Genomic DNA, 17,157 nt, shown 5'->3' with positions numbered 1-17,157 from the left:
GTCTCTGGCGCCTGGTCGGCCGGGCTCAATCACCCGATCGACGCGTTCGGGCCGGTCGGTCTCGACGGGCTGGCGAAGGCGTTCTGGCAGTCGATGAAGGACGATATCGAGATCCGGATGCCCGACGAGGGTAAGCCCGACCCGCGCAAATTCCTGGTGGTCAAGGAGATCACCGAGTCCGGGCCGGTGATGGCGACCGACAAGGTCAAGGTCACCGCGCTGCGCACCCCGCATCCGCCGATCCTGGAGCGCAACTACGCCTACAAGTTCGAGACCCCGAAGGGCGTCATCGTCTATGTCTGCGACTCCGCCTACAATCCGGAGATCGCCAAATTCGCCGAAGGCGCCGATCTGTTGATCCACGAGGCGCTGTACGTGCCCGGCGTCGACGCGCTGGCGGCGCGGATCAAGAACGCATCGACACTCAAGGAGCATCTGCTGGCGTCGCACACCACCACCGAAGATCTCGGCAAGCTGGCCGCCGCCGCCAAGGTCAAGAAGCTGGTGATGACGCATCTGGTGCCCGGCGACATCGACACCATCACGGACGAGATGTGGATGCAGGACGTCAGGAAGCACTACAACGGCCCGCTCGTGGTCGCGCGCGACCTGATGGAGATCACGCTGTAATCAGCGCGCCGCCGTGGGGAACGGCTCGAGAAAAGGCGGGCGCCGGTCTCCGGCGCTCGTAGCGTTACCAGTTGCGCTCGTTTCGTAAACTGCGGCAGTCTGACACCGTCACAGCCGGTCCTCGTTCCGCGTCGCGGCACATGCGGTCCTTACGACTGCCAAGAGGTGGTGATGGAGGTGCTGGTCGTCGACGACGAGCCCGCGGTTCGTATCGTGCTGGATCTGTCGCTGGGAAAGGCCGGTCACCGCGTGACGGTGTGTGACAGCGGCACGGCTGCGCTGGATTTGCTGTCGCAGAGCACGCCGGCCATCGCGCTGATCGACCTCAGCCTGCCCAAGGTACACGGCATGACCGTGCTGGCGGCGGTGCGCGCCGCCAGGCCCGAGCTTCCGATCATCGTGATCAGCGGCATGCTGCCGGAATTCGATGCCGCGATGCTTGAGCGCGAAGGGATGACGGTGCAGAACGGCGTGTATTGCCTGGCCAAGCCGTTCAGCGGCAAGCAATTGCAGCGGTTGATGCAGGACGCTCTTTCGTGGCGGGCATGAGCGGCTGCACCACGATCAGAGCGCGCCGCGATGCCCGGGCGCGGATGCCCTACTCCTGAACGACGTTGTCGCAGCCGGCGCAGCGGAACACGGTGCGAGCGGGATGCTGCAGCCGTCGCGGTAACCGCCCGATCAGCTTCATCTCGCTACCGCACTTTTCGCATTTGCGTGGCGTAGGATAATCGTGTTCGATTTCGGACATCAGGGCGCTTGATGGTAATTGTAAAGTTTGCTTTACACCCTGCCTAAGTCGTTGTCAGTTCCATTTTTTGTCCACTTGTCGGACGATGGGCACGGTATCGGAGCTAATAGGTTTTATGTTACCATCTGCGCTGATTTTCGACGTTGATGGCACCCTTGCCGAAACCGAAGAGCTCCACCGCCAAGCGTTCAATGCCGCCTTCGCTGACGATGGCCTGCCCTGGCACTGGGATGCGCCACTGTACCGCCGGCTGCTCGACGTTGCGGGTGGCAAAGAGCGGATCGCGCATTTCCTGCAGTCCGGCCCGGAGGGCGCGGAGCGGGCAGCCGATCGGATCCCCCAACTCCACCGCGCCAAGACCGACCGATACACCGCGCTGGTTGCCGCCGGTGCAGCGCTTCGCCCCGGTGTGGCGCGATTGATCCACGAGGCCAAGGCGGCCGGGATCAAGCTGGCGATTGCTACCACCACCAGCCTGCCGAATGTCGAGGCGCTGTTGCAATCCGCGCTCGGTCCGGACGCGATGACGTGGTTCGACGCGATCGGCGCCGGCGACATGGTGCCGGCCAAGAAGCCGGCACCGGACGTCTATCTCCATGTGCTCGAGCTGTTGAAGCTGCCGGCCGCCGATTGCATCGCGTTCGAGGATTCCACCAACGGCCTGCGCGCCGCGCGCGCTGCGGGCTTGCCGACCATCGTGACGCCGGGAATCTACACCGAGGGTGACGACTTCGCCGGCGCGCTGGCGGTGCTCAGCGATCTCGGCGAGCCCGACGCGCCGTATCGGCATCTCGCCGGCGCAGGCGCAGATGATCGTCTGGTCACGCTGGAGGCGCTGGCACGGTGGTGCCGCGCCGGCTGAGCCGCAGCGGTGTCGTCAGCGCGGACGCACGATCTTGAAGACGCCGTGCGCCAGGATAATGCAGCGGCGATCGACGCTGACTTCGGTCGAGGTGAAGATCAGGCTGCGCGTACTCCGCACCACCCGCGGCCGTGAGATCAGTAGGTCGCCGATCTCGGCGGCATCGACGAAATGCGTGTCCATCTGCACCGTGGCGAGATGCGGCGCGCCGGTCTGATCGCGGGCGGCGATGCCGGAGGTGCGGTCGGCCAGCGTCATCATCAGCCCGCCCTGCACCAGCCCGCGCTTGTTGCGGTGCTTGGCCGCGGTCGCAATCGCATATTCGTTGGTGCCGTCGACGCAGCGATGCCACAGCGGCCCGACCAGATCGATGAAACCGTCGTCGTGGATCACGCTCCAGCCGTCGGCCTTCATGCTGCGGGCGGTGGTGGTCTCGGTCATCGATCGCGTCTCCGTGCGCGCCCGTCGCTCGGCGCTACGACGGTTTCCTCAGTCAGGCACGCGGTGTAGTCAAGAACCATGAGCAATGTCCACGACGACACCACCCGCGCCCTGATCGCCGCGCGCTGCGCCGCATTCCCGCGTTACGACGACGGGCTGACGCCGTCCGGCCTGAAGCGCGCTGCTGTCGCAATCGCGCTGGTCGCGGCGGACGATGGCAGCGCGGCGTTTCTGCTGACGCGGCGCTCGCCGCGGCTGCGTTCCCACGCGTACCAATGGGCGCTGCCCGGCGGGCGCTGCGATGCCGGCGAGACCGCGCCTGAAACCGCGCTGCGGGAATTGCACGAAGAACTCGGTCTGGCGCTGGATGCCGGCGACGTGCTCGGCATCCTCGACGACTATCCGACCCGCTCGGGCTATCTGGTGACGCCGGTGGTGGCCTGGGCCGCGGCGGGCGGGGCGCTGGCGCCGAATCCGGACGAGGTCGCGTCGGTGCATCATATTTCGTTGCGCGACATTGCGCCTCCGGATGCGTTCGACTTCACCTCGATTCCGGAGAGCGACCGTCGGGTGATCCGGTTCCGTTATGACGGCGACTTCATCCATGCGCCGACCGCGGCGCTGATCTATCAGTTCCGCGAAGTGCTGGCCGGCCGGGTCACCCGCGTGGCCGATCTCGAACAGCCGGTGTTCGCCTGGAAGTAGTTCGGTTCCGCGCGGACGGCGCAGGGGCCGGGCGCGTGCTCGAACAAACAATCGCCGGGTTCACAGCTTGTGATGCCGCGATCAAGCAGTGAGGAAACGGTTCATTCACCCTATCGGGCGAGGATGCGGCATGGCTTATTCGATCATCCATCTTGCCCGGCTCGCCCCGGTCGCGCTGCTCGCCTTCGGATCCCACGCGCTCGCCCAGACCGCGGCGCCGCTGCCGTCGTCGGTGGCGAACGCGATGGCTCAGGCGGCCTCGTCCCAGGCGATCGCCGAATATCGCTATCGGCTGCAACAATATCAGGCCGCGCGCGCCGAATTCGAGCGCGACGCCGGCGCCTATTGGGACGCGATCGCCGACCGGCGCCGCATCCGCAACGCCAAGCGCCGCACCGGCGAGCAGATCACGCTCGACGATTATGTTCTGGCGCAGCCGCCGGTCTATGACGGCCCGAAACGGCCGATCGATCCGGAGCCGTCGACCGAGCCGCCGCGCGAGCGCAAGTCGCTTCCCGTGGTCGCCGACTTCGTCCGCGCCGCAGCGCAATACTATCAGTTCACGCCGCAGCGTCCGTCGAGCGAGGCCGAGTTCAAGCGCGCCTACGCCCGCGCCGCCCGCGAGGCCGGGCTCACGCGCGACCAGGCGGTGCGGGTCTATGCGTTCGAGACCGGCGGCAACGGCGATCACGACATGCAGTCCGGGCTCAGCAAGAAGCGGCCCGGGTCGCGCCCGATCTCGACCGCGATCGGTTACAATCAGCTGCTCACCACCAACACCTTGGTGCTGCTCGCCGAGCAGGGCAACCAGATCATCAGGTCGCTGAACGAGCAGGCCGCGACCTTGTCGGGGCCGCGGCGTCAGGCGCTCGAACGCAAGATCGCGGTGGTGAAGCGGATGGTGACGTTCGCGCGCTCGATCCCGGGCAGCTGGAGCGAGCACGAGAAGCTCGGCCGCACCCCGCAAGGCTGGGGCGTGCACGCGTTGGTGCTGGACGTCGACGTCGGCCCGCTGCTGCAGACCCACAAGCTCTTGACCTCGGTGGTGTTCGCGCAGCGCAAGGGGTATCGCGAGCGGCTCACCGCCGCCGAACTCGAGATGATGAATCTCACCGGCGACAGCACCGGCCTCGACATGGTGACGATGCCGCAGGAAATGCGCGAAGTGGTGCCGACCGCGAATTTCTTCCAGCGTTCCGGCTACGAGCGCAATCCGGTGGCGATCCGCCACAACACGGTGGCGAAGTTGCTCGCCGTCACCGACGCGCGGATGGACGCCAACAGCAACAATCCGGGTGCGCGCGAACTGTTCGCCGCGTTCGAGACCACCGCGCAGCGCTGATCGCGGCCGGGTTCGGCGCTACTGATCGGCGCCGAACTTGAAGCTGCCGTCGCCTTCGAGGAACGGCCCGGAGCGCATATACAGCTGGCCGTTGGCGCCGAGGAAGAACAGCGTTTCGCGCGGCACTTTCCTGGCGCCCTTGAGCAGTTCCTTGGCGTTGCTGGTGCCCATCTTGAAGGCCAGCGTCCTGCCGTCGCGGGTGTAGCCGTAGCCCATGTCGGGCGACAGCACCCAGGGTTCGCCGCCGCCTGCGCGTGCCACCGACGTCAATGCCGCCAGGGTGGCGAGCGTCGTCAGCAAGGTGGCGGGAGAGACCGTCATCGTCCGGCGACCACAGAGCGGGATGGCGACAGTGCTGCAGACCCGAACGAAAGCCATGCGGTGCTCTCTTTGAACAAATTGCGAACGGACTCGTGCGCCGACAATGCCGTCGTCTGATGTCGGTCGCGTGTCAGGGGCACTTGGTTCGACTTTGTGATTTTACCCGATGGTCCTCGCCGCTATGGTTCGGCCGCCGAGTCGCCATTCACGCCGAGGCGGCCGCAGCGGGAGGACGACGATGCACAAGCGCGCGATGCAGGGCTGTTGGATCGGCGCGATGGTGGCGACCGGGCTGGTCGCACTCGCCGCATCGGCGCCGGCCACGGCCGACGAATACCGGCTCAGCAACAATCAGCGCATCGCCTGCAGTCGCGGCATGAGCCCGGGCAGGCTGGTGACCGCCACCTGCAGGTCCTACGCGTATCTGTTCAACGTCAAGACCTCCGAGTACTTCCGCTGCGTCGTCAGCCTCGCGATGACGCGGGACAACAAGGAAGTCATCAACGTCCAGACCGACGGCGGCTGCTTTCGGCGGCCGCGGATCTTCGACACTGACGGCGATTACCAGTTCGATGGCGCCGAGACCGAGCCGGCCAACACCAACGCGTTCTTCGGTCCAGGTGGCTACGTGGTGTGGGCTGCCGATACCAAGCAGCGCCGGGTGCGCGGCTGCATCACCATCGCGTCGGGCCTCGGCGACGATGTCGCCAAATGCGTGGACATGACGTTCGACTGAGGCCGCGTCTCTCAGTCGTGCATCGCCACCGGGCGCGCATGGGCGGCGCGGGCGAATTTCTTCAGCCCCATCGGCTTGCCGAACAGATAGCCCTGCATCTTGTCGAAGCCGAGTTCGTGCGCGGCCTGGAAGTCGGCGCGGGTTTCGATTCCGGTCGCGGTGCAGCGCGCGCCGTAATCGCCGGCGAGTTCGACGATCCGCTTGCACACCGACCGTTTCAGCCGGTCGTCGGCGCAGCCGGTGACGAACGTGCGGTCGACCTTCAGTTCGACGAACGGAAAATTGTCGAGATACATCAGGGACGGCCAATCGGCGCCGACCTTGTCGATCGCGATCGCGATCGCGACATTGCGCAGCCGCAGCCGGCGGCCGATCTCGGCCATTTCGGGGAGATGATCGACGATCTCTTCGGCGTTGACTTCGATGATCAGCCCGCCGAATGCCGGATGCTGCGGAATCCAGCCGGCGAGATCGTCGAGCGCGTTGTCGTTGCCGAGAAAGCTCACCGGTAGATTGATCGAAAGATCGATCGGGCCCTGATGGTCGAGCAGATAGTGCCAGTCGGCGACGGCGCGCCGCACCACGAACTCCGAGAGTCCCCGGAAATGTGGATCGTTGTGGTCCGGCATCAGGGCCGACGGCGACACCACGCCCCAGTTCGGATGCCGCATCCGCAGCAGCGCCTCGGCCCCTTGCGGGGTCAGCGAATGCGCATCGACGCAGCGTTGATACCACAGCTCGAGCCAGCCGGCCTTCAGGGCCTCGGCGACATCGATTTCCGGTTCCGGCGCCGGCTCCTGCGGCACCAGCGGCGCCAGGCTATGGCTCAGCGTCTGAGCGCTGAACGGGGTCGCCAGCGGCGGCAGCATGTTCAGTCCGCGCTCGGCGCCGTGCCGGCGGATTGCGTCCGACATGATCGTCTCGCGCGCCGCGATCGTCAGCACGCTGCCGGCAAAGCCGGCCGCCGCCAGCGCATCGAGAATCGCCTCGGCCTCGATGCCGTCGATAGTCGAGCCGATCACCAGCAGGTCGGGCTGATGCTCGGTGAGCCGTGCCGGAAGCTCCAACGCCCCGGCACAGTCGCTGGTGACGAAGCGATGCTCTTCCAACGCATCGGCGAGAAAGGCCCGTAAATGCGGCTTGCGATCGACGATGCACGCGCGCGGCGCCACCTTGCGGCGGCCGAAGCCGCCCGCAGGTACGCACGCCTCGGCTTCCGTCGTTGCTCTCATGGAATCATCCCCCCGGAAATAACGAACCAAACTTTAGGGGTTGGAGAGAGATCAAAATGTGGAATTAATCAGTCACCCACACTAAGTCCCCGGTAGGGTTAAACGGGTGCCTATGATTCAAATGCGATGTTTTGAAACGCAAACGATCCGATGGGGTTAGGTGCCATGCCACCGTCCTGCCCTGAATCGCGACAACCCGACTGAAGGTGGTCTGGTACGCGCGACCGGCGCGGCCCGGGCTTAGAGTGGAACGATCCCGGCGGTCTTCGCCACTTTCTCCCATCGCACGATCTCGGCGAGGACGTGACGCCGCATATCTTCGGGCGAGCCGCCGTTCGGTTCGGCGCCGATCCGACGTAGTTGCGCCGCGCCGCTGGCGCTGCCGAGATACGCCGCGACGGTGGCGTTGAGGCTGGTCACGATCTCTGGCGGCGTCGCACGCGGCGCGCCGATGGTGAACCAGGATGCGGTCTCGTAGCCGGGCAGGCCGGATTCGGCGATCGTCGGGAGTTGCCGCATCGGCTCCCAGCGCTTCGCCGTCGTGAACGCCAGCGCACGGATCTCGCCGGCTTCCACCAGCGGCTTGGACGCAGGCAGATTGTCGATGGTGAGATGCACACGCCCGTCGGCGAGATCACGGAGCATCGGCGCCGATCCCTTGAACGGCAGCGGCGTGATCTCGATACCGGTCATGGTCTTGAAAAGTTCCGTCGACAGATGGCCGGTCGACCCCAGTGCGGAGACGCCATAGACCAATTGGCGCGGACGTTGGCGCGCGTAGTCGATCAGCTCGGCGACGCTGGTCACCGGCAGAGCCTTGGTCACCGACAACAGGTTGGGCACGCGCGCGATCAGGATCACCGGCGCGAAGTCGGCGACCGGGTCGTAGTCCATGCTGCGATAGACGAGCCGGTTGGTGGCGTGGATGCCGGGTGTGCCGATGAGAAAAGTATATCCGTCGGGCGGGGCGCTGGCCACGAAGGCTGCGGCGATATTGCCGCTCGCGCCGGTCTTGTTGGCGATCACGAACGGCTGGCGATAGTGCCTGGTCAGGACCTCTGCGAGGAGGTGGGCGAGCACGTCGGTGGTGCCGCCGGGTGCGAACGGCACGACCAGCGTCACCGGTCGCTCAGGCCAGTCACCGGCACGGGCCGTTCGCGTCAGCAGCGGCAGCGCAATCGCTGCGCCGGCGCTGCGCAGCAGATTGCGCCGGTTGATGCGCGAGCGCGGATGGAGGGGTTCGATCATCGAGTCCCTTGCGCGTTGTCGACGCTGACAGGCAGCGCTGCCCGCTTCTTCGAGCGGCCAGCATGATCCTAAGCGCGCGATTCGGCGAGGACCAGCGTTGCCGCCGGTGGCCTGGGCGTCTTGTCCGATCGTCGTTAGCGAGTGATGAGTCCGGGCCGGCCGGCTTCGATCGCGAGCGATCGGATGGTGTGTGCGGGTTGGCCGGGCGCTGCGATGCTGTCGATCGCCCGGTAGTCGGCCTGCCAGTGCTGCGGCGTCACGGTGTGACGGGTGTAGCCGCGCTGATCGCTGAAGAATTTCAGATGCGGATTGTTGCGGTACAGTTCGGCGAGCGCCGCGTCGTTCGCCGGCGCACCGCCGACCGACGAAATCGAGGTGGCGAGAAACTCCACGCCGACGCAGGGCGATTCAGGATTGCGCCCGTCGCGATGCAGCTCGAGCGCCAACGCCCGGTGCAGATCGCCGCTCAGCACCACCGCGTTGATCGCCTTGGCGTCGTCCAGCATTGCGATCACCCGGTCGCGCGCCGCGGTCGCGCCGTTCCAGGTATCGACATCGAACACCGGAGCACCGGCATCTTCGACCCAGGGGAAGCCGCGCCAGTCGAACGGCGCGAACAGCACCTGCTGCGCCAGCACGCGCCAGGTCGCGTCGCTCTGCTTCAGCCTTGCGGCGAGCCATTGCTCCTGCGCGGCGCCGAGCATCGTGCGGTCGGCCGCGTCGGCTTCAGCGCAGCCGGCCAGGAAGCCGTCGCCGCAAGGCTGGCGCGAGCGGTACTGCCGGGTGTCGAGCACGGCAAGGTCGGCCAGCGTGCCGAACCTGAAGCCGCGATACGCCGTCACGTCCGGTCCGCGTGGCCGTTGCGCGCGACGCACCGGCATATGTTCGTACCAAGCCTGCAGCGCCATCGCCCGGCGAAACAGGAACGCATCCGGCGGGGTGTGCTTCGGGTCGCTGTCGCCGGCCCAGTTGTTGGCGATCTCGTGATCGTCGAAGCTCGGCAGGAACGGGCAGGCGGCGTGCGCAGCCTTCAGATCGGGATCGGATTTGTACAGCGCGTAGCGTCGCCGATAGTCGGTCAGCGTGTAGCAGGTCGGAAAGTCCTTCGGCATCGTTCGCGGCCACGCTGTCCCGTCCTTGTCGGCGGCCACGAAGCCGTATTCGTAGATGTAGTCGCCGTAGTGGAACACGAAGTCGAGCTGATCCTCGGCGATGGCGCGCCATGCCGAATAGTAGCCGCCCTCCCAACGCTGGCAGCCCGCTGCGGCGAAGCGGAGTTGCTTCGGCTGCGCGTCCGGCGCCGGCAGGGTGCGGGCGCGGCCGATCGGGCTATCGGCGCCACCGGCGCGGAAGCGGTAGAAGTAGTCGCGTCCGGGCTCCAGCCCTTCGATTTCGACGTGCACCGAATGCGCCAGCTCGAGATGGGCGATAGTCCGCTCGCTGCGCAGGATGCGGGTCATTGCCGGATCGTCGGCGATCTCGACCGTCACGTCGACCGGCTGGGCGCCCATGCCGCCGCGGGCTTTCAGCGGCTCCGGCGCCAGCCGCGTCCACAACACGAAACCATCCGGCGCGGGATCGCCGGACGCGACGCCGAGCGTGAACGGATCTGAGCTGAACGACACTGGCGCCGCAGCACCGGCGCTGACCGGCACGATGCCGAACAGCCCGGCGCCGAGCGCTCCGCGCATCAGGGTTCGGCGATCGAGCCTGTGCGAGGTTGGTGAGGAGGCCATCAGTCTCGTCCAGAGGCGGGCGCGGCGAAGCCGCCGCAAGCTGTGTTTTGGTCGAGCCTAGCGCAGTTGTGTGACGCCCAGCAAAACGCCGCCGCGCGGCCTCGGTCGGCGTGGCGGAGAGCCGAAGGCTCGTTCAGTTGGCCGGGGTGGGGGAAGCGGGTGCAGCAACCGGCGCAGGGGCCGTGCCGGGCCGCGTCTCCGGCATCAGCAGCACGAACAAGACGAGCCCGACCGCGGCGATCGCGGCCAGCGCCAGGAAGGCGGCGCTGTAGCCGGCCCACACCACGATCAGCCCGGCGAAGGCGGTGGACAGCGCGCCGCCGAGCCCGGCCGCGGTGGCGATCGCCCCCTGGCTGACGTTGAAGTGGCCGGTGCCATGGGTCAGGTCGGCCACCACCAGCGGAAACAGCGCGCCGAAAATGCCGGCGCCGACGCCGTCGAGCAGTTGCACCCCGACGAGCCAATACGGATCGTCGGACAAGGGATACAGCGCGCCGCGCAGCGCGAGCACGCCGAGCGCCACCGCGAAGATCGGCTTGCGGCCGATGCTGTCCGCCTTGTGGCCGACCAGCGCCGCCACCGGCACCATCACCACCTGGGCGGCGACGATGCATACCGACATCAGCGTGGTGCCGAGGTTCTTGTTCACCAGCGCCAGCTTCTGCCCGACCAGCGGCAGCATCGCGGCGTTGGCGAAATGAAACAACACGGTGGCGCCGGCAAAGATCAACAGCGGCCGGCAGGTCAGCAGCACCTTAAAGCCGGACGGCTGGTCGTGGTGCGTGCCGGGGTCGTGGTCATCGCCGAGGCCGCGTGCGACGTGATGGTCGATGGCTGCGGCGGGGATCGACAGCGTGGCAAAGATGCTGGCCAGCGCCATCGCGGCCATCAGCCAGAACACCACGCCCGGACCGAACGCATAGGCGAACGCGCCGGCGAGCATCGCCGCTACCGCATTGCCGGCATGGTTGAAGGCCTCGTTGCGGCCGGTGCGGCGGGCAAACGCGCGAGGGCCGACGATGCCCAGCGTCACCGCTGCGATCGCCGGCGCGAAGATCGCACCGGCTGCCGCCGCCACCGCCTGGGTCGCCGCCACCGAGACGAAGCTGTCGAGCCAGGGCAGCACAACCGAGGCGACCGTCACCACCAGCGCTGCGGCGATCATCAGCGCCCGCTTGGCAGTCGTCCGGTCGATCAGTGCGCCGGCGGGGGTCTGGGCCAGAATCCCCGCCGCAGCCGCGATCGACATCACCAGGCCGATCGAAGCCTCGTTCCAGTTCTGCACCGCCAGCAGATAGATCGCCAGATATGGTCCGAGGCCGTCGCGGACGTCCGCAAGAAAGAAATTCAGCGCGTCGAGCGGTCGGGTCAACGGCTGAGCTGGGCTGGGCGGCACGCGGACCTCGTCGGCTGATCTGAACGGAAACGTACAATTCGGCCCTGTGCCGTTCGGTTCCGCGGATCCCGCCGGGATCGCCGATTTGACGGGTTGACCGCGGCGTTTTGGCCGGTCAGTTTCACCCTAATAACTTAAGGGAGAAGACTGTTCATGAAGGCCAGATTGTTCGCTGTCGCCGCGGCTGCGGTAGTTGTTCTCGCGGCGCCGCAGGCTCGCGCTCAGCAATTCGTCAACGTTCTGACCGGCGGCACCTCCGGGGTGTATTACCCGCTCGGCGTCGCCATCGCCAAGATCTACGGCGAGAAGATTCCCAACGTGAAGGCGCAGGTGCAGGCCACCAAGGCGTCGGTCGAGAACCTCAATCTGCTGCAGCAGGGCCGCGGCGAAATCGCTTTCAGCCTCGGCGACTCGCTGAAAGCCGCCTGGGACGGCGACGCCGAGGCCGGCTTCAAGGCCAAGCTCGACAAGCTGCGGGTGATCGGCGCGATCTATCCGAATTACATCCAGATCGTCGCCACCGCCGATTCCGGGATCAAGACGCTGGCCGACCTGAAGGGCAAGAGCCTGTCGGTCGGCGCGCCGAAATCCGGCACCGAACTGAACTCGCGCGCGATCCTCAAGGCCGCGGGCATGGACTACAAGGATCTCGGTAAGGTCGAATATCTGCCGTTCGCCGAATCCGTCGACCTGATGAAGAACCGCCAGCTCGCCGCCACCCTGCAGTCGGCCGGCCTCGGCGTCGCCTCGCTGAAGGATCTGTCGAACTCGTCCGACATCAACGTCGTGTCGGTGCCGAAGGAGGTGGTCGACAAGATCGGCCCTCCGTTCGTGGCCGAGACGATCCCGGCCGGCACCTACAAGGGCCAGGACAAGGACGTGCCGACCGCCGCGGTGATCAACTATCTGGTGACCTCGAGCGCGGTGTCCGACGACCTTGCCTATCAGATGACCAAGCTGGTCTATGAATCGCTGCCCGAACTCGCCACCGCCCATGCCGCCGGCAAGGGCATCAAGCTCGAAACCGCCGCCGCCGGCAGCCCGGTCCCGCTGCATCCCGGCGCGATCAAGTACTTCAAGGAAAAGGGCTTGCTGAAGTAAGCGCGCCCGCAAGTTAGGTGTCATGGCCGGGCTCGACCCGGCCATCCATCTTTCTTAGCAAGAGCGATGGATGCGCGGGTCAAGCCCGCGCATGACGTTGGGAATAACGAACCACACAACAAACCACGCGGCGGGAACGGTCATCAATGTTGAAGCCTGAGGTTGCGGTCGAGCCGACGCCGGCGCCGGTCCATGTCGAGTTCGACAATTTCGAGCACGGCTTCCCCGCCGGTTTCGGGCCGCGCGGCTGGCGCTATCTGGCCTACGCGGTGGCGATCGCGTTCGCGAGCTTCCAGCTCGTCATTGCCGCCTGGAACATCCTGCCGAGCCAGGTGGTGCGCGGTGTCCATGTCGGCTTCCTGTTGCTGCTGACCTTCGGGCTGATCGGCAATTTCACCGCGCGCACCGATTTCGGTCGCGCGGTGGCCTGGCTGATCGGTGCGGCCGGGTTCTTCTGCGGCCTGTATCAGTGGATCTTCTACGCCGACCTGATCCAGCGTGACGGCGACCCGACCCGTCTCGATCTCGCGGTCGGCACGCTGCTGGCGGTGCTGATCTTCGAAGGCACAAGGCGGCTGATGGGGCCGGCGCTGCCGATCATGTGCGGCGTGTGTCTGCTGTACTGGTTCTTCGGCCAATACCTGCCGGCGCCGTTCAATCACCGGGGCTACGATTTCGACCAGGTCATCACCCATCTGTCGTTCGGCACCGAGGGCTTCTACGGCGTGCCGATCTACGTGTCGGCGACCTACATCTTCCTGTTCATCCTGTTCGGCTCGTTCCTGGAGCGCGCCGGCATGATCCAGCTGTTCACCGACGTGTCGCTCGGCCTGTTCGGCCGCAGCCGCGGCGGCCCCGCCAAGGTCGCGGTGTTCGCCTCGGGCATGATGGGCACGATCTCCGGCTCCGGCGTCGCCAACGTCGTCACCGTCGGCCAGTTCACCATTCCGCTGATGATCAAGTTCGGCTATCGCCGTGCCTTTGCGGCCGGCGTCGAAGCCACCGCCTCGATGGGCGGCCAGATCATGCCGCCCGTGATGGGCGCGGTCGCGTTCATCATGGCCGAGACGCTCGGCGTCGACTACGCAGTCATCGTCAAGGCCGCAGTGATCCCGGCGATCCTGTATTTCGCGAGCGCGTTCTGGATGGTGCATCTCGAAGCCGGCAAGCACGGTCTGGTCGGGATGAAGAAGTCCGAGATCCCGAGCGCCTGGCGCGCGGCGGTCGATCGCTGGTACCTGATCCTGCCGCTGGCAGCGCTGGTGTTCATGCTGTTCGAGGGCTTTACGCCGCTCTACGCCGGCTCGATGGGCCTCGCACTGACGGTGGCGCTGATCCTCGGCGCTTCGATCGTGCATGGTTTCTCCAACACCGTGCTGCGCTACGTGTTCTGGATCGGGCTGGCGCTGGTGGTCGGCGCGGTGTCGCATAACGGCCTCGACATCATGCGGATCGTGATCATCGTCGCCGCGCTGGTGGCTATCGCGGCGATCACCCGCGGCGGCCGCGCCACGCTGCACGCCTGCCGGGATTCGCTCGCCGACAGCGCCAAGTCGGCGCTCACCGTCGGCATGGCCTGCGCCATCGTCGGCACCATCATCGGCATGATGACCCAGACCGGCGTCGGCACCGTCTTCGGCACCTGGGTGATCGGGCTCGGCGAGCACAGCCTGTTCCTGGCGCTGGTGATGACGATGCTGCTGTCGATCCTGCTCGGCACCGGCATCCCGACGATCCCGACTTACATCATCACCGCGGCACTGGCGGCGCCGGCGCTGGCCAATCTCGGCGTGCCGCTGATCGTCAGCCACATGTTCGCGTTCTACTACGGCATCATGGCCGACCTGTCGCCGCCGGTGGCGCTGGCGGCGCTCGCCGCAGCCCCGATCGCCCGCGAGAACCCCGACAAGATCGGCTGGGAGGCGATGCGGATCGCGCTCGCCGGCTACGTCATCCCGTTCATCGCGGTCTACTCGCCGGCCTTGATGCTGCAGCCGGGCGATCCGATGGCGGCCGAACTCGGTTTTTACGGCGCGGTCGCCTACGCCACCTTCAAGGCGCTGATCGCGATCGGCCTGTTCGGCATGGTGTCGATCGGCTTCCTGTTCACGCGAATGACGGTGATCGAACGCCTCGTCGCCTTCGCGGCCAGCATCTGTCTGCTCGGCGAATTTCCCTACAGCGACTATGTCGGCTTCACCGTCGCCGCGCTGGTGGTGGCGTGGCAATGGCGGCAGCGTCCGCGTCGCGCGGTGGCTCCGGCGTGAGCCTGTGCGTGGCGTCCGCCGGCGTCATCAAGACGCTGGCGATAGCCGCCTTCACGCTGGCCTGGACTCATTCGATCGAAAAGGTCGAGTGGCAGGAAGACTGGACAGTGACGCCGCAAGGGCTGCAACTGATCACCGCTCGCGTCAAAGGCAGCGGTGCCGGGATGGAACCGGCGCCGGAGGCGAGGCTGGTGAACGGTTGGTTCGAATGGCACCCGCACCGGCCGCCGATGCCGAACGTCGTGCTCGGCAATTCCGGCCTCGCCGGCGAGTGGCGGCTGTGTAGCGAAGGAACTTGTCGCACCCTGTCCGACATCATCGGTCATCGCATCGGCGCGCAGCCGACGACGCTCAGTCGCTGCGACGGATAGCGCTTACCGGCTCTCAGCGCATTGCTGCTGGTTGAAGTTCAGCCCCCCGCTTCCGATTAATCGCTTGCGGTCGCAACCGAAGCACGGGCACACTGCGCCGCAATGCAGATCGTCCGCTCAACGGGCGTTCGGCCGGTCCCAGGGAAGGGTGTCGCCAATGGTTCCGGTCGCGCGCGCGAAGCGGAAGTTTATTTTGTTACTGATCAAACCGTCACATTACGACGATGACGGCTATGTGCTGCGCTGGTGGCGCGGGATCATTCCTTCCAACTCACTCGCTACGCTCTACGGCATTGCCGCCGATGTCGCCGAGCGTCAGGTGCTCGGCGCGGACGTCGAGTTCGAGATCGAGGCGATGGACGAGTTCAACACCCGGATCGATATGCCGGCATTGCTCGATCGCTTCACCCGTAACGGCAATTTCGGTCTGGTGGCGCTGGTCGGGGTGCAATCCAATCAGTATCCGCGCGCGCTCGACATCGCCCGGCCGTTCCGGGAGAGCGGCGTGCCGGTGGTGATGGGCGGCTTCCACGTCTCCGGCTGCCTGGCGATGCTCGACGGCAAGGCGATCGGACTCGACGATTGCCGCGACATGGGCGTGGCGATGTTCGCCGGCGAAGCCGAGGGCGGCCGGTTCGACGGCGTGCTGCAGGACGCCGCGGCGGGGCAGTTGCAGCCGGTCTACAACTTCCTCAATGATTTGCCGGGGATCGAAGGCGTGCCGGCGCCGTATTTGCCGCTCGCCACCGTGAAGCGGACGCTCGGCCTGTCGACCAGCGTCGATGCCGGCCGCGGCTGTCCGTACCAGTGCTCGTTCTGCACCATCATCAACGTGCAGGGCCGCAAGTCGCGCTACCGCACCCCGGACGACATCGAGGCGATGGTGCGCCGAAACTGGGCGCAAGGCATCAGCAAGTACTTCATCACCGACGACAACTTCGCCCGCAACAAGGATTGGGAGGCGATCCTCGATCGGCTGGTCCAGATCCGCGAGAGCGAGGACATTCCGCTCGGCTTCATGATCCAGGTCGATACGCTGTGTCACAAGATTCCGCGTTTCATCGAGAAGTCCAAGCGCGCCGGCGTGACGCGGGTGTTCATCGGGCTCGAGAACATCAATCCGGCCAATCTGCTCACCGCCAACAAGCGGCAGAACAAGATCACCGAGTATCGCGCGATGCTGCTGGCCTGGAAGGATCACGGCATCATCACGCTGGCCGGCTACATCCTCGGCTTTCCGGCCGATACGCCGGAGTCGATCCGCGCCGACATCGACATCATCAAGCGTGAACTGCCGATCGACGTCATGGAGTTCTTCTGCCTGACGCCGCTGCCCGGCTCGGAGGATCACCAGACGCTGTGGCGTGCCGGCGTGGCGATGGATCCGGACCTGAACAATTACGACGTCGAGCACGTCTGCACCGCGCATCCGTTGATGTCGCGGCCCGAATGGGAGGGGATCTATCGTGAGGCGTGGAGCCGTTACTACACGCCCGATCATATCGAGACGCTGCTCCGGCGCGCGGCGGTGACCGGGATCAAGATCAGCAGCCTGGTCAAGTTGCTGGCAATCTTCTCCACCGCGATCCGGGTGGAGAACGTGCATCCGCTACAATGCGGCCTGTTCCGGCAGCGTCATCCATCGGAGCGGCGGCCTGGCCTCGCGGCGCCGCACGCGTTGTCGTTCTGGCCGCGCTTCGCGTTCGATAGCGTACACAAGACGGCGACGATTCTGACCGCGTTCGCGAAAGTCGCCGCGATCGGCGTCCGCGTCGCGCGCGATCCGCAGCGCCATGCCTACACCGACGAGGCGCTGACGCCGGTGTCCGACGACGATGCCGACTCGCTCGGCCTGTTCACCCAGAGCGCCAGCGCCAAGCAAGCCGTGGCTCACCAGAAGAAGGTGTTTGATCTCACGCATGGGACGCCGTAAGCACGCGCTCGTTGCGGGTCCTGCCGCCGGTCGGCCACGTGTCGGCGCGGGTCTGCGCTCGCGACCGGCGTAACGTGTAGTGGAA

16 protein-coding genes are annotated in these 17,157 nt (G+C 66.3%); 10 read left to right on the top strand and 6 right to left on the bottom strand.

The genetic code is table 11. The annotated features are described in order from the left end of the window. From DY468_RS19645 to DY468_RS19635, 3 genes are all read left to right on the top strand, one after another. A partial coding sequence (locus DY468_RS19645) for an MBL fold metallo-hydrolase (RefSeq protein WP_164606519.1) occupies positions 1 to 630 on the top strand: 630 nt, incomplete at its 5' end. A 171-nt stretch (positions 631 to 801) separates the two neighbouring features. Beyond that, a complete protein-coding gene (locus DY468_RS19640; RefSeq protein ID WP_164606517.1) occupies positions 802 to 1,179 on the top strand; it encodes a response regulator in 378 nt (125 codons plus the stop codon). Between the two features lie 317 nt (positions 1,180 to 1,496). Further along, entirely contained in the window at positions 1,497 to 2,243 is a 747-nt protein-coding gene (locus tag DY468_RS19635; RefSeq protein ID WP_164606516.1) for an HAD family hydrolase, read from the top strand. 15 nt (positions 2,244 to 2,258) lie between these two features. Here the strand turns inward: DY468_RS19635 and DY468_RS19630 are convergent, their stop codons facing one another. Further along, positions 2,259 to 2,684 (bottom strand): PaaI family thioesterase, encoded by a 426-nt coding sequence (locus DY468_RS19630; protein WP_164606514.1) that lies wholly within the window; start codon positions 2,682 to 2,684, stop codon positions 2,259 to 2,261. 78 nt (positions 2,685 to 2,762) lie between these two features. On the opposite strand from DY468_RS19630, the gene DY468_RS19625 reads away from it, so the two are divergent. After that, positions 2,763 to 3,389 carry an NUDIX hydrolase gene (locus DY468_RS19625; protein ID WP_164606512.1) on the top strand — a complete coding sequence of 209 codons (627 nt, stop codon included), beginning with the start codon at positions 2,763 to 2,765 and terminating at the stop codon, positions 3,387 to 3,389. A gap of 130 nt (positions 3,390 to 3,519) precedes the next feature. After that, complete coding sequence (locus DY468_RS19620) at positions 3,520 to 4,731, top strand: hypothetical protein (RefSeq protein ID WP_164606510.1); 1,212 nt, start codon at positions 3,520 to 3,522, stop codon at positions 4,729 to 4,731. Between the two features lie 18 nt (positions 4,732 to 4,749). Here the strand turns inward: DY468_RS19620 and DY468_RS19615 are convergent, their stop codons facing one another. Next, positions 4,750 to 5,052, bottom strand: coding sequence for a hypothetical protein (locus DY468_RS19615; RefSeq protein WP_164606524.1), 303 nt, complete (start codon positions 5,050 to 5,052; stop codon positions 4,750 to 4,752). Positions 5,053 to 5,329: 277 nt separating this feature from the next. Between DY468_RS19615 and DY468_RS19610 the strand changes: the two genes are divergently transcribed. Continuing rightward, entirely contained in the window at positions 5,330 to 5,788 is a 459-nt protein-coding gene (locus DY468_RS19610) for a hypothetical protein (RefSeq protein WP_246701052.1), read from the top strand. An 11-nt stretch (positions 5,789 to 5,799) separates the two neighbouring features. Here the strand turns inward: DY468_RS19610 and DY468_RS19605 are convergent, their stop codons facing one another. From DY468_RS19605 to DY468_RS19590, 4 genes are all read right to left on the bottom strand, one after another. Beyond that, positions 5,800 to 7,020, bottom strand: a complete 1,221-nt coding sequence (locus tag DY468_RS19605) for an EAL domain-containing response regulator (protein WP_164606508.1) — start codon at positions 7,018 to 7,020, stop codon at positions 5,800 to 5,802. Positions 7,021 to 7,260: 240 nt separating this feature from the next. Then, positions 7,261 to 8,268, bottom strand: coding sequence for a Bug family tripartite tricarboxylate transporter substrate binding protein (locus DY468_RS19600; protein ID WP_164606506.1), 1,008 nt, complete (start codon positions 8,266 to 8,268; stop codon positions 7,261 to 7,263). Positions 8,269 to 8,402: 134 nt separating this feature from the next. Beyond that, a complete protein-coding gene (locus DY468_RS19595) occupies positions 8,403 to 10,004 on the bottom strand; it encodes an alkaline phosphatase D family protein (RefSeq protein WP_164606504.1) in 1,602 nt (533 codons plus the stop codon). 133 nt (positions 10,005 to 10,137) lie between these two features. Beyond that, positions 10,138 to 11,400: an MFS transporter gene (locus DY468_RS19590; RefSeq protein ID WP_164606502.1), complete on the bottom strand. Its 1,263-nt coding sequence runs from the start codon at positions 11,398 to 11,400 to the stop codon at positions 10,138 to 10,140. Positions 11,401 to 11,553: 153 nt separating this feature from the next. Between DY468_RS19590 and DY468_RS19585 the strand changes: the two genes are divergently transcribed. The 4 genes from DY468_RS19585 to DY468_RS19570 all read left to right on the top strand — a co-directional run bounded on the left by DY468_RS19585 (position 11,554) and on the right by DY468_RS19570 (position 17,072). Then, positions 11,554 to 12,501, top strand: coding sequence for a TAXI family TRAP transporter solute-binding subunit (locus tag DY468_RS19585; protein ID WP_164606500.1), 948 nt, complete (start codon positions 11,554 to 11,556; stop codon positions 12,499 to 12,501). Positions 12,502 to 12,647: 146 nt separating this feature from the next. After that, positions 12,648 to 14,768 carry a TRAP transporter permease gene (locus DY468_RS19580; protein WP_164606498.1) on the top strand — a complete coding sequence of 707 codons (2,121 nt, stop codon included), beginning with the start codon at positions 12,648 to 12,650 and terminating at the stop codon, positions 14,766 to 14,768. After that, positions 14,729 to 15,139: a DUF1850 domain-containing protein gene (locus DY468_RS19575; RefSeq protein WP_205512551.1), complete on the top strand. Its 411-nt coding sequence runs from the start codon at positions 14,729 to 14,731 to the stop codon at positions 15,137 to 15,139. Before DY468_RS19580 ends, DY468_RS19575 begins: the two co-directional genes overlap by 40 nt. A 157-nt stretch (positions 15,140 to 15,296) precedes the next feature. After that, positions 15,297 to 17,072 carry a B12-binding domain-containing radical SAM protein gene (locus DY468_RS19570; protein ID WP_164606496.1) on the top strand — a complete coding sequence of 592 codons (1,776 nt, stop codon included), beginning with the start codon at positions 15,297 to 15,299 and terminating at the stop codon, positions 17,070 to 17,072. Positions 17,073 to 17,157: the final 85 nt, after the last annotated feature.

Source organism: Rhodopseudomonas sp. BR0M22, assembly GCF_010907035.1.
Taxonomy (GTDB): domain Bacteria; phylum Pseudomonadota; class Alphaproteobacteria; order Rhizobiales; family Xanthobacteraceae; genus Rhodopseudomonas.
Note: the sequence above shows the minus strand (reverse complement) of the source record. Positions and strands in the feature narration are given on the sequence as shown.

Bases quoted from the DNA above. Each gene is read 5' to 3' on its own strand.
- DY468_RS19605 (WP_164606508.1), bottom strand. From the start codon at position 7,020: ATGAGAGCAACGACGGAAGCCGAGGCGTGCGTACCTGCGGGCGGCTTC.
- DY468_RS19625 (WP_164606512.1), top strand. From the start codon at position 2,763: ATGAGCAATGTCCACGACGACACCACCCGCGCCCTGATCGCCGCGCGC.
- DY468_RS19580 (WP_164606498.1), top strand. From the start codon at position 12,648: ATGTTGAAGCCTGAGGTTGCGGTCGAGCCGACGCCGGCGCCGGTCCAT.
- DY468_RS19595 (WP_164606504.1), bottom strand. From the start codon at position 10,004: ATGGCCTCCTCACCAACCTCGCACAGGCTCGATCGCCGAACCCTGATG.
- DY468_RS19640 (WP_164606517.1), top strand. From the start codon at position 802: ATGGAGGTGCTGGTCGTCGACGACGAGCCCGCGGTTCGTATCGTGCTG.
- DY468_RS19600 (WP_164606506.1), bottom strand. From the start codon at position 8,268: ATGATCGAACCCCTCCATCCGCGCTCGCGCATCAACCGGCGCAATCTG.
- DY468_RS19585 (WP_164606500.1), top strand. From the start codon at position 11,554: ATGAAGGCCAGATTGTTCGCTGTCGCCGCGGCTGCGGTAGTTGTTCTC.
- DY468_RS19615 (WP_164606524.1), bottom strand. From the start codon at position 5,052: ATGACGGTCTCTCCCGCCACCTTGCTGACGACGCTCGCCACCCTGGCG.
- DY468_RS19635 (WP_164606516.1), top strand. From the start codon at position 1,497: ATGTTACCATCTGCGCTGATTTTCGACGTTGATGGCACCCTTGCCGAA.
- DY468_RS19620 (WP_164606510.1), top strand. From the start codon at position 3,520: ATGGCTTATTCGATCATCCATCTTGCCCGGCTCGCCCCGGTCGCGCTG.
- DY468_RS19630 (WP_164606514.1), bottom strand. From the start codon at position 2,684: ATGACCGAGACCACCACCGCCCGCAGCATGAAGGCCGACGGCTGGAGC.
- DY468_RS19575 (WP_205512551.1), top strand. From the start codon at position 14,729: ATGGCGGCAGCGTCCGCGTCGCGCGGTGGCTCCGGCGTGAGCCTGTGC.
- DY468_RS19570 (WP_164606496.1), top strand. From the start codon at position 15,297: ATGGTTCCGGTCGCGCGCGCGAAGCGGAAGTTTATTTTGTTACTGATC.
- DY468_RS19610 (WP_246701052.1), top strand. From the start codon at position 5,330: ATGGTGGCGACCGGGCTGGTCGCACTCGCCGCATCGGCGCCGGCCACG.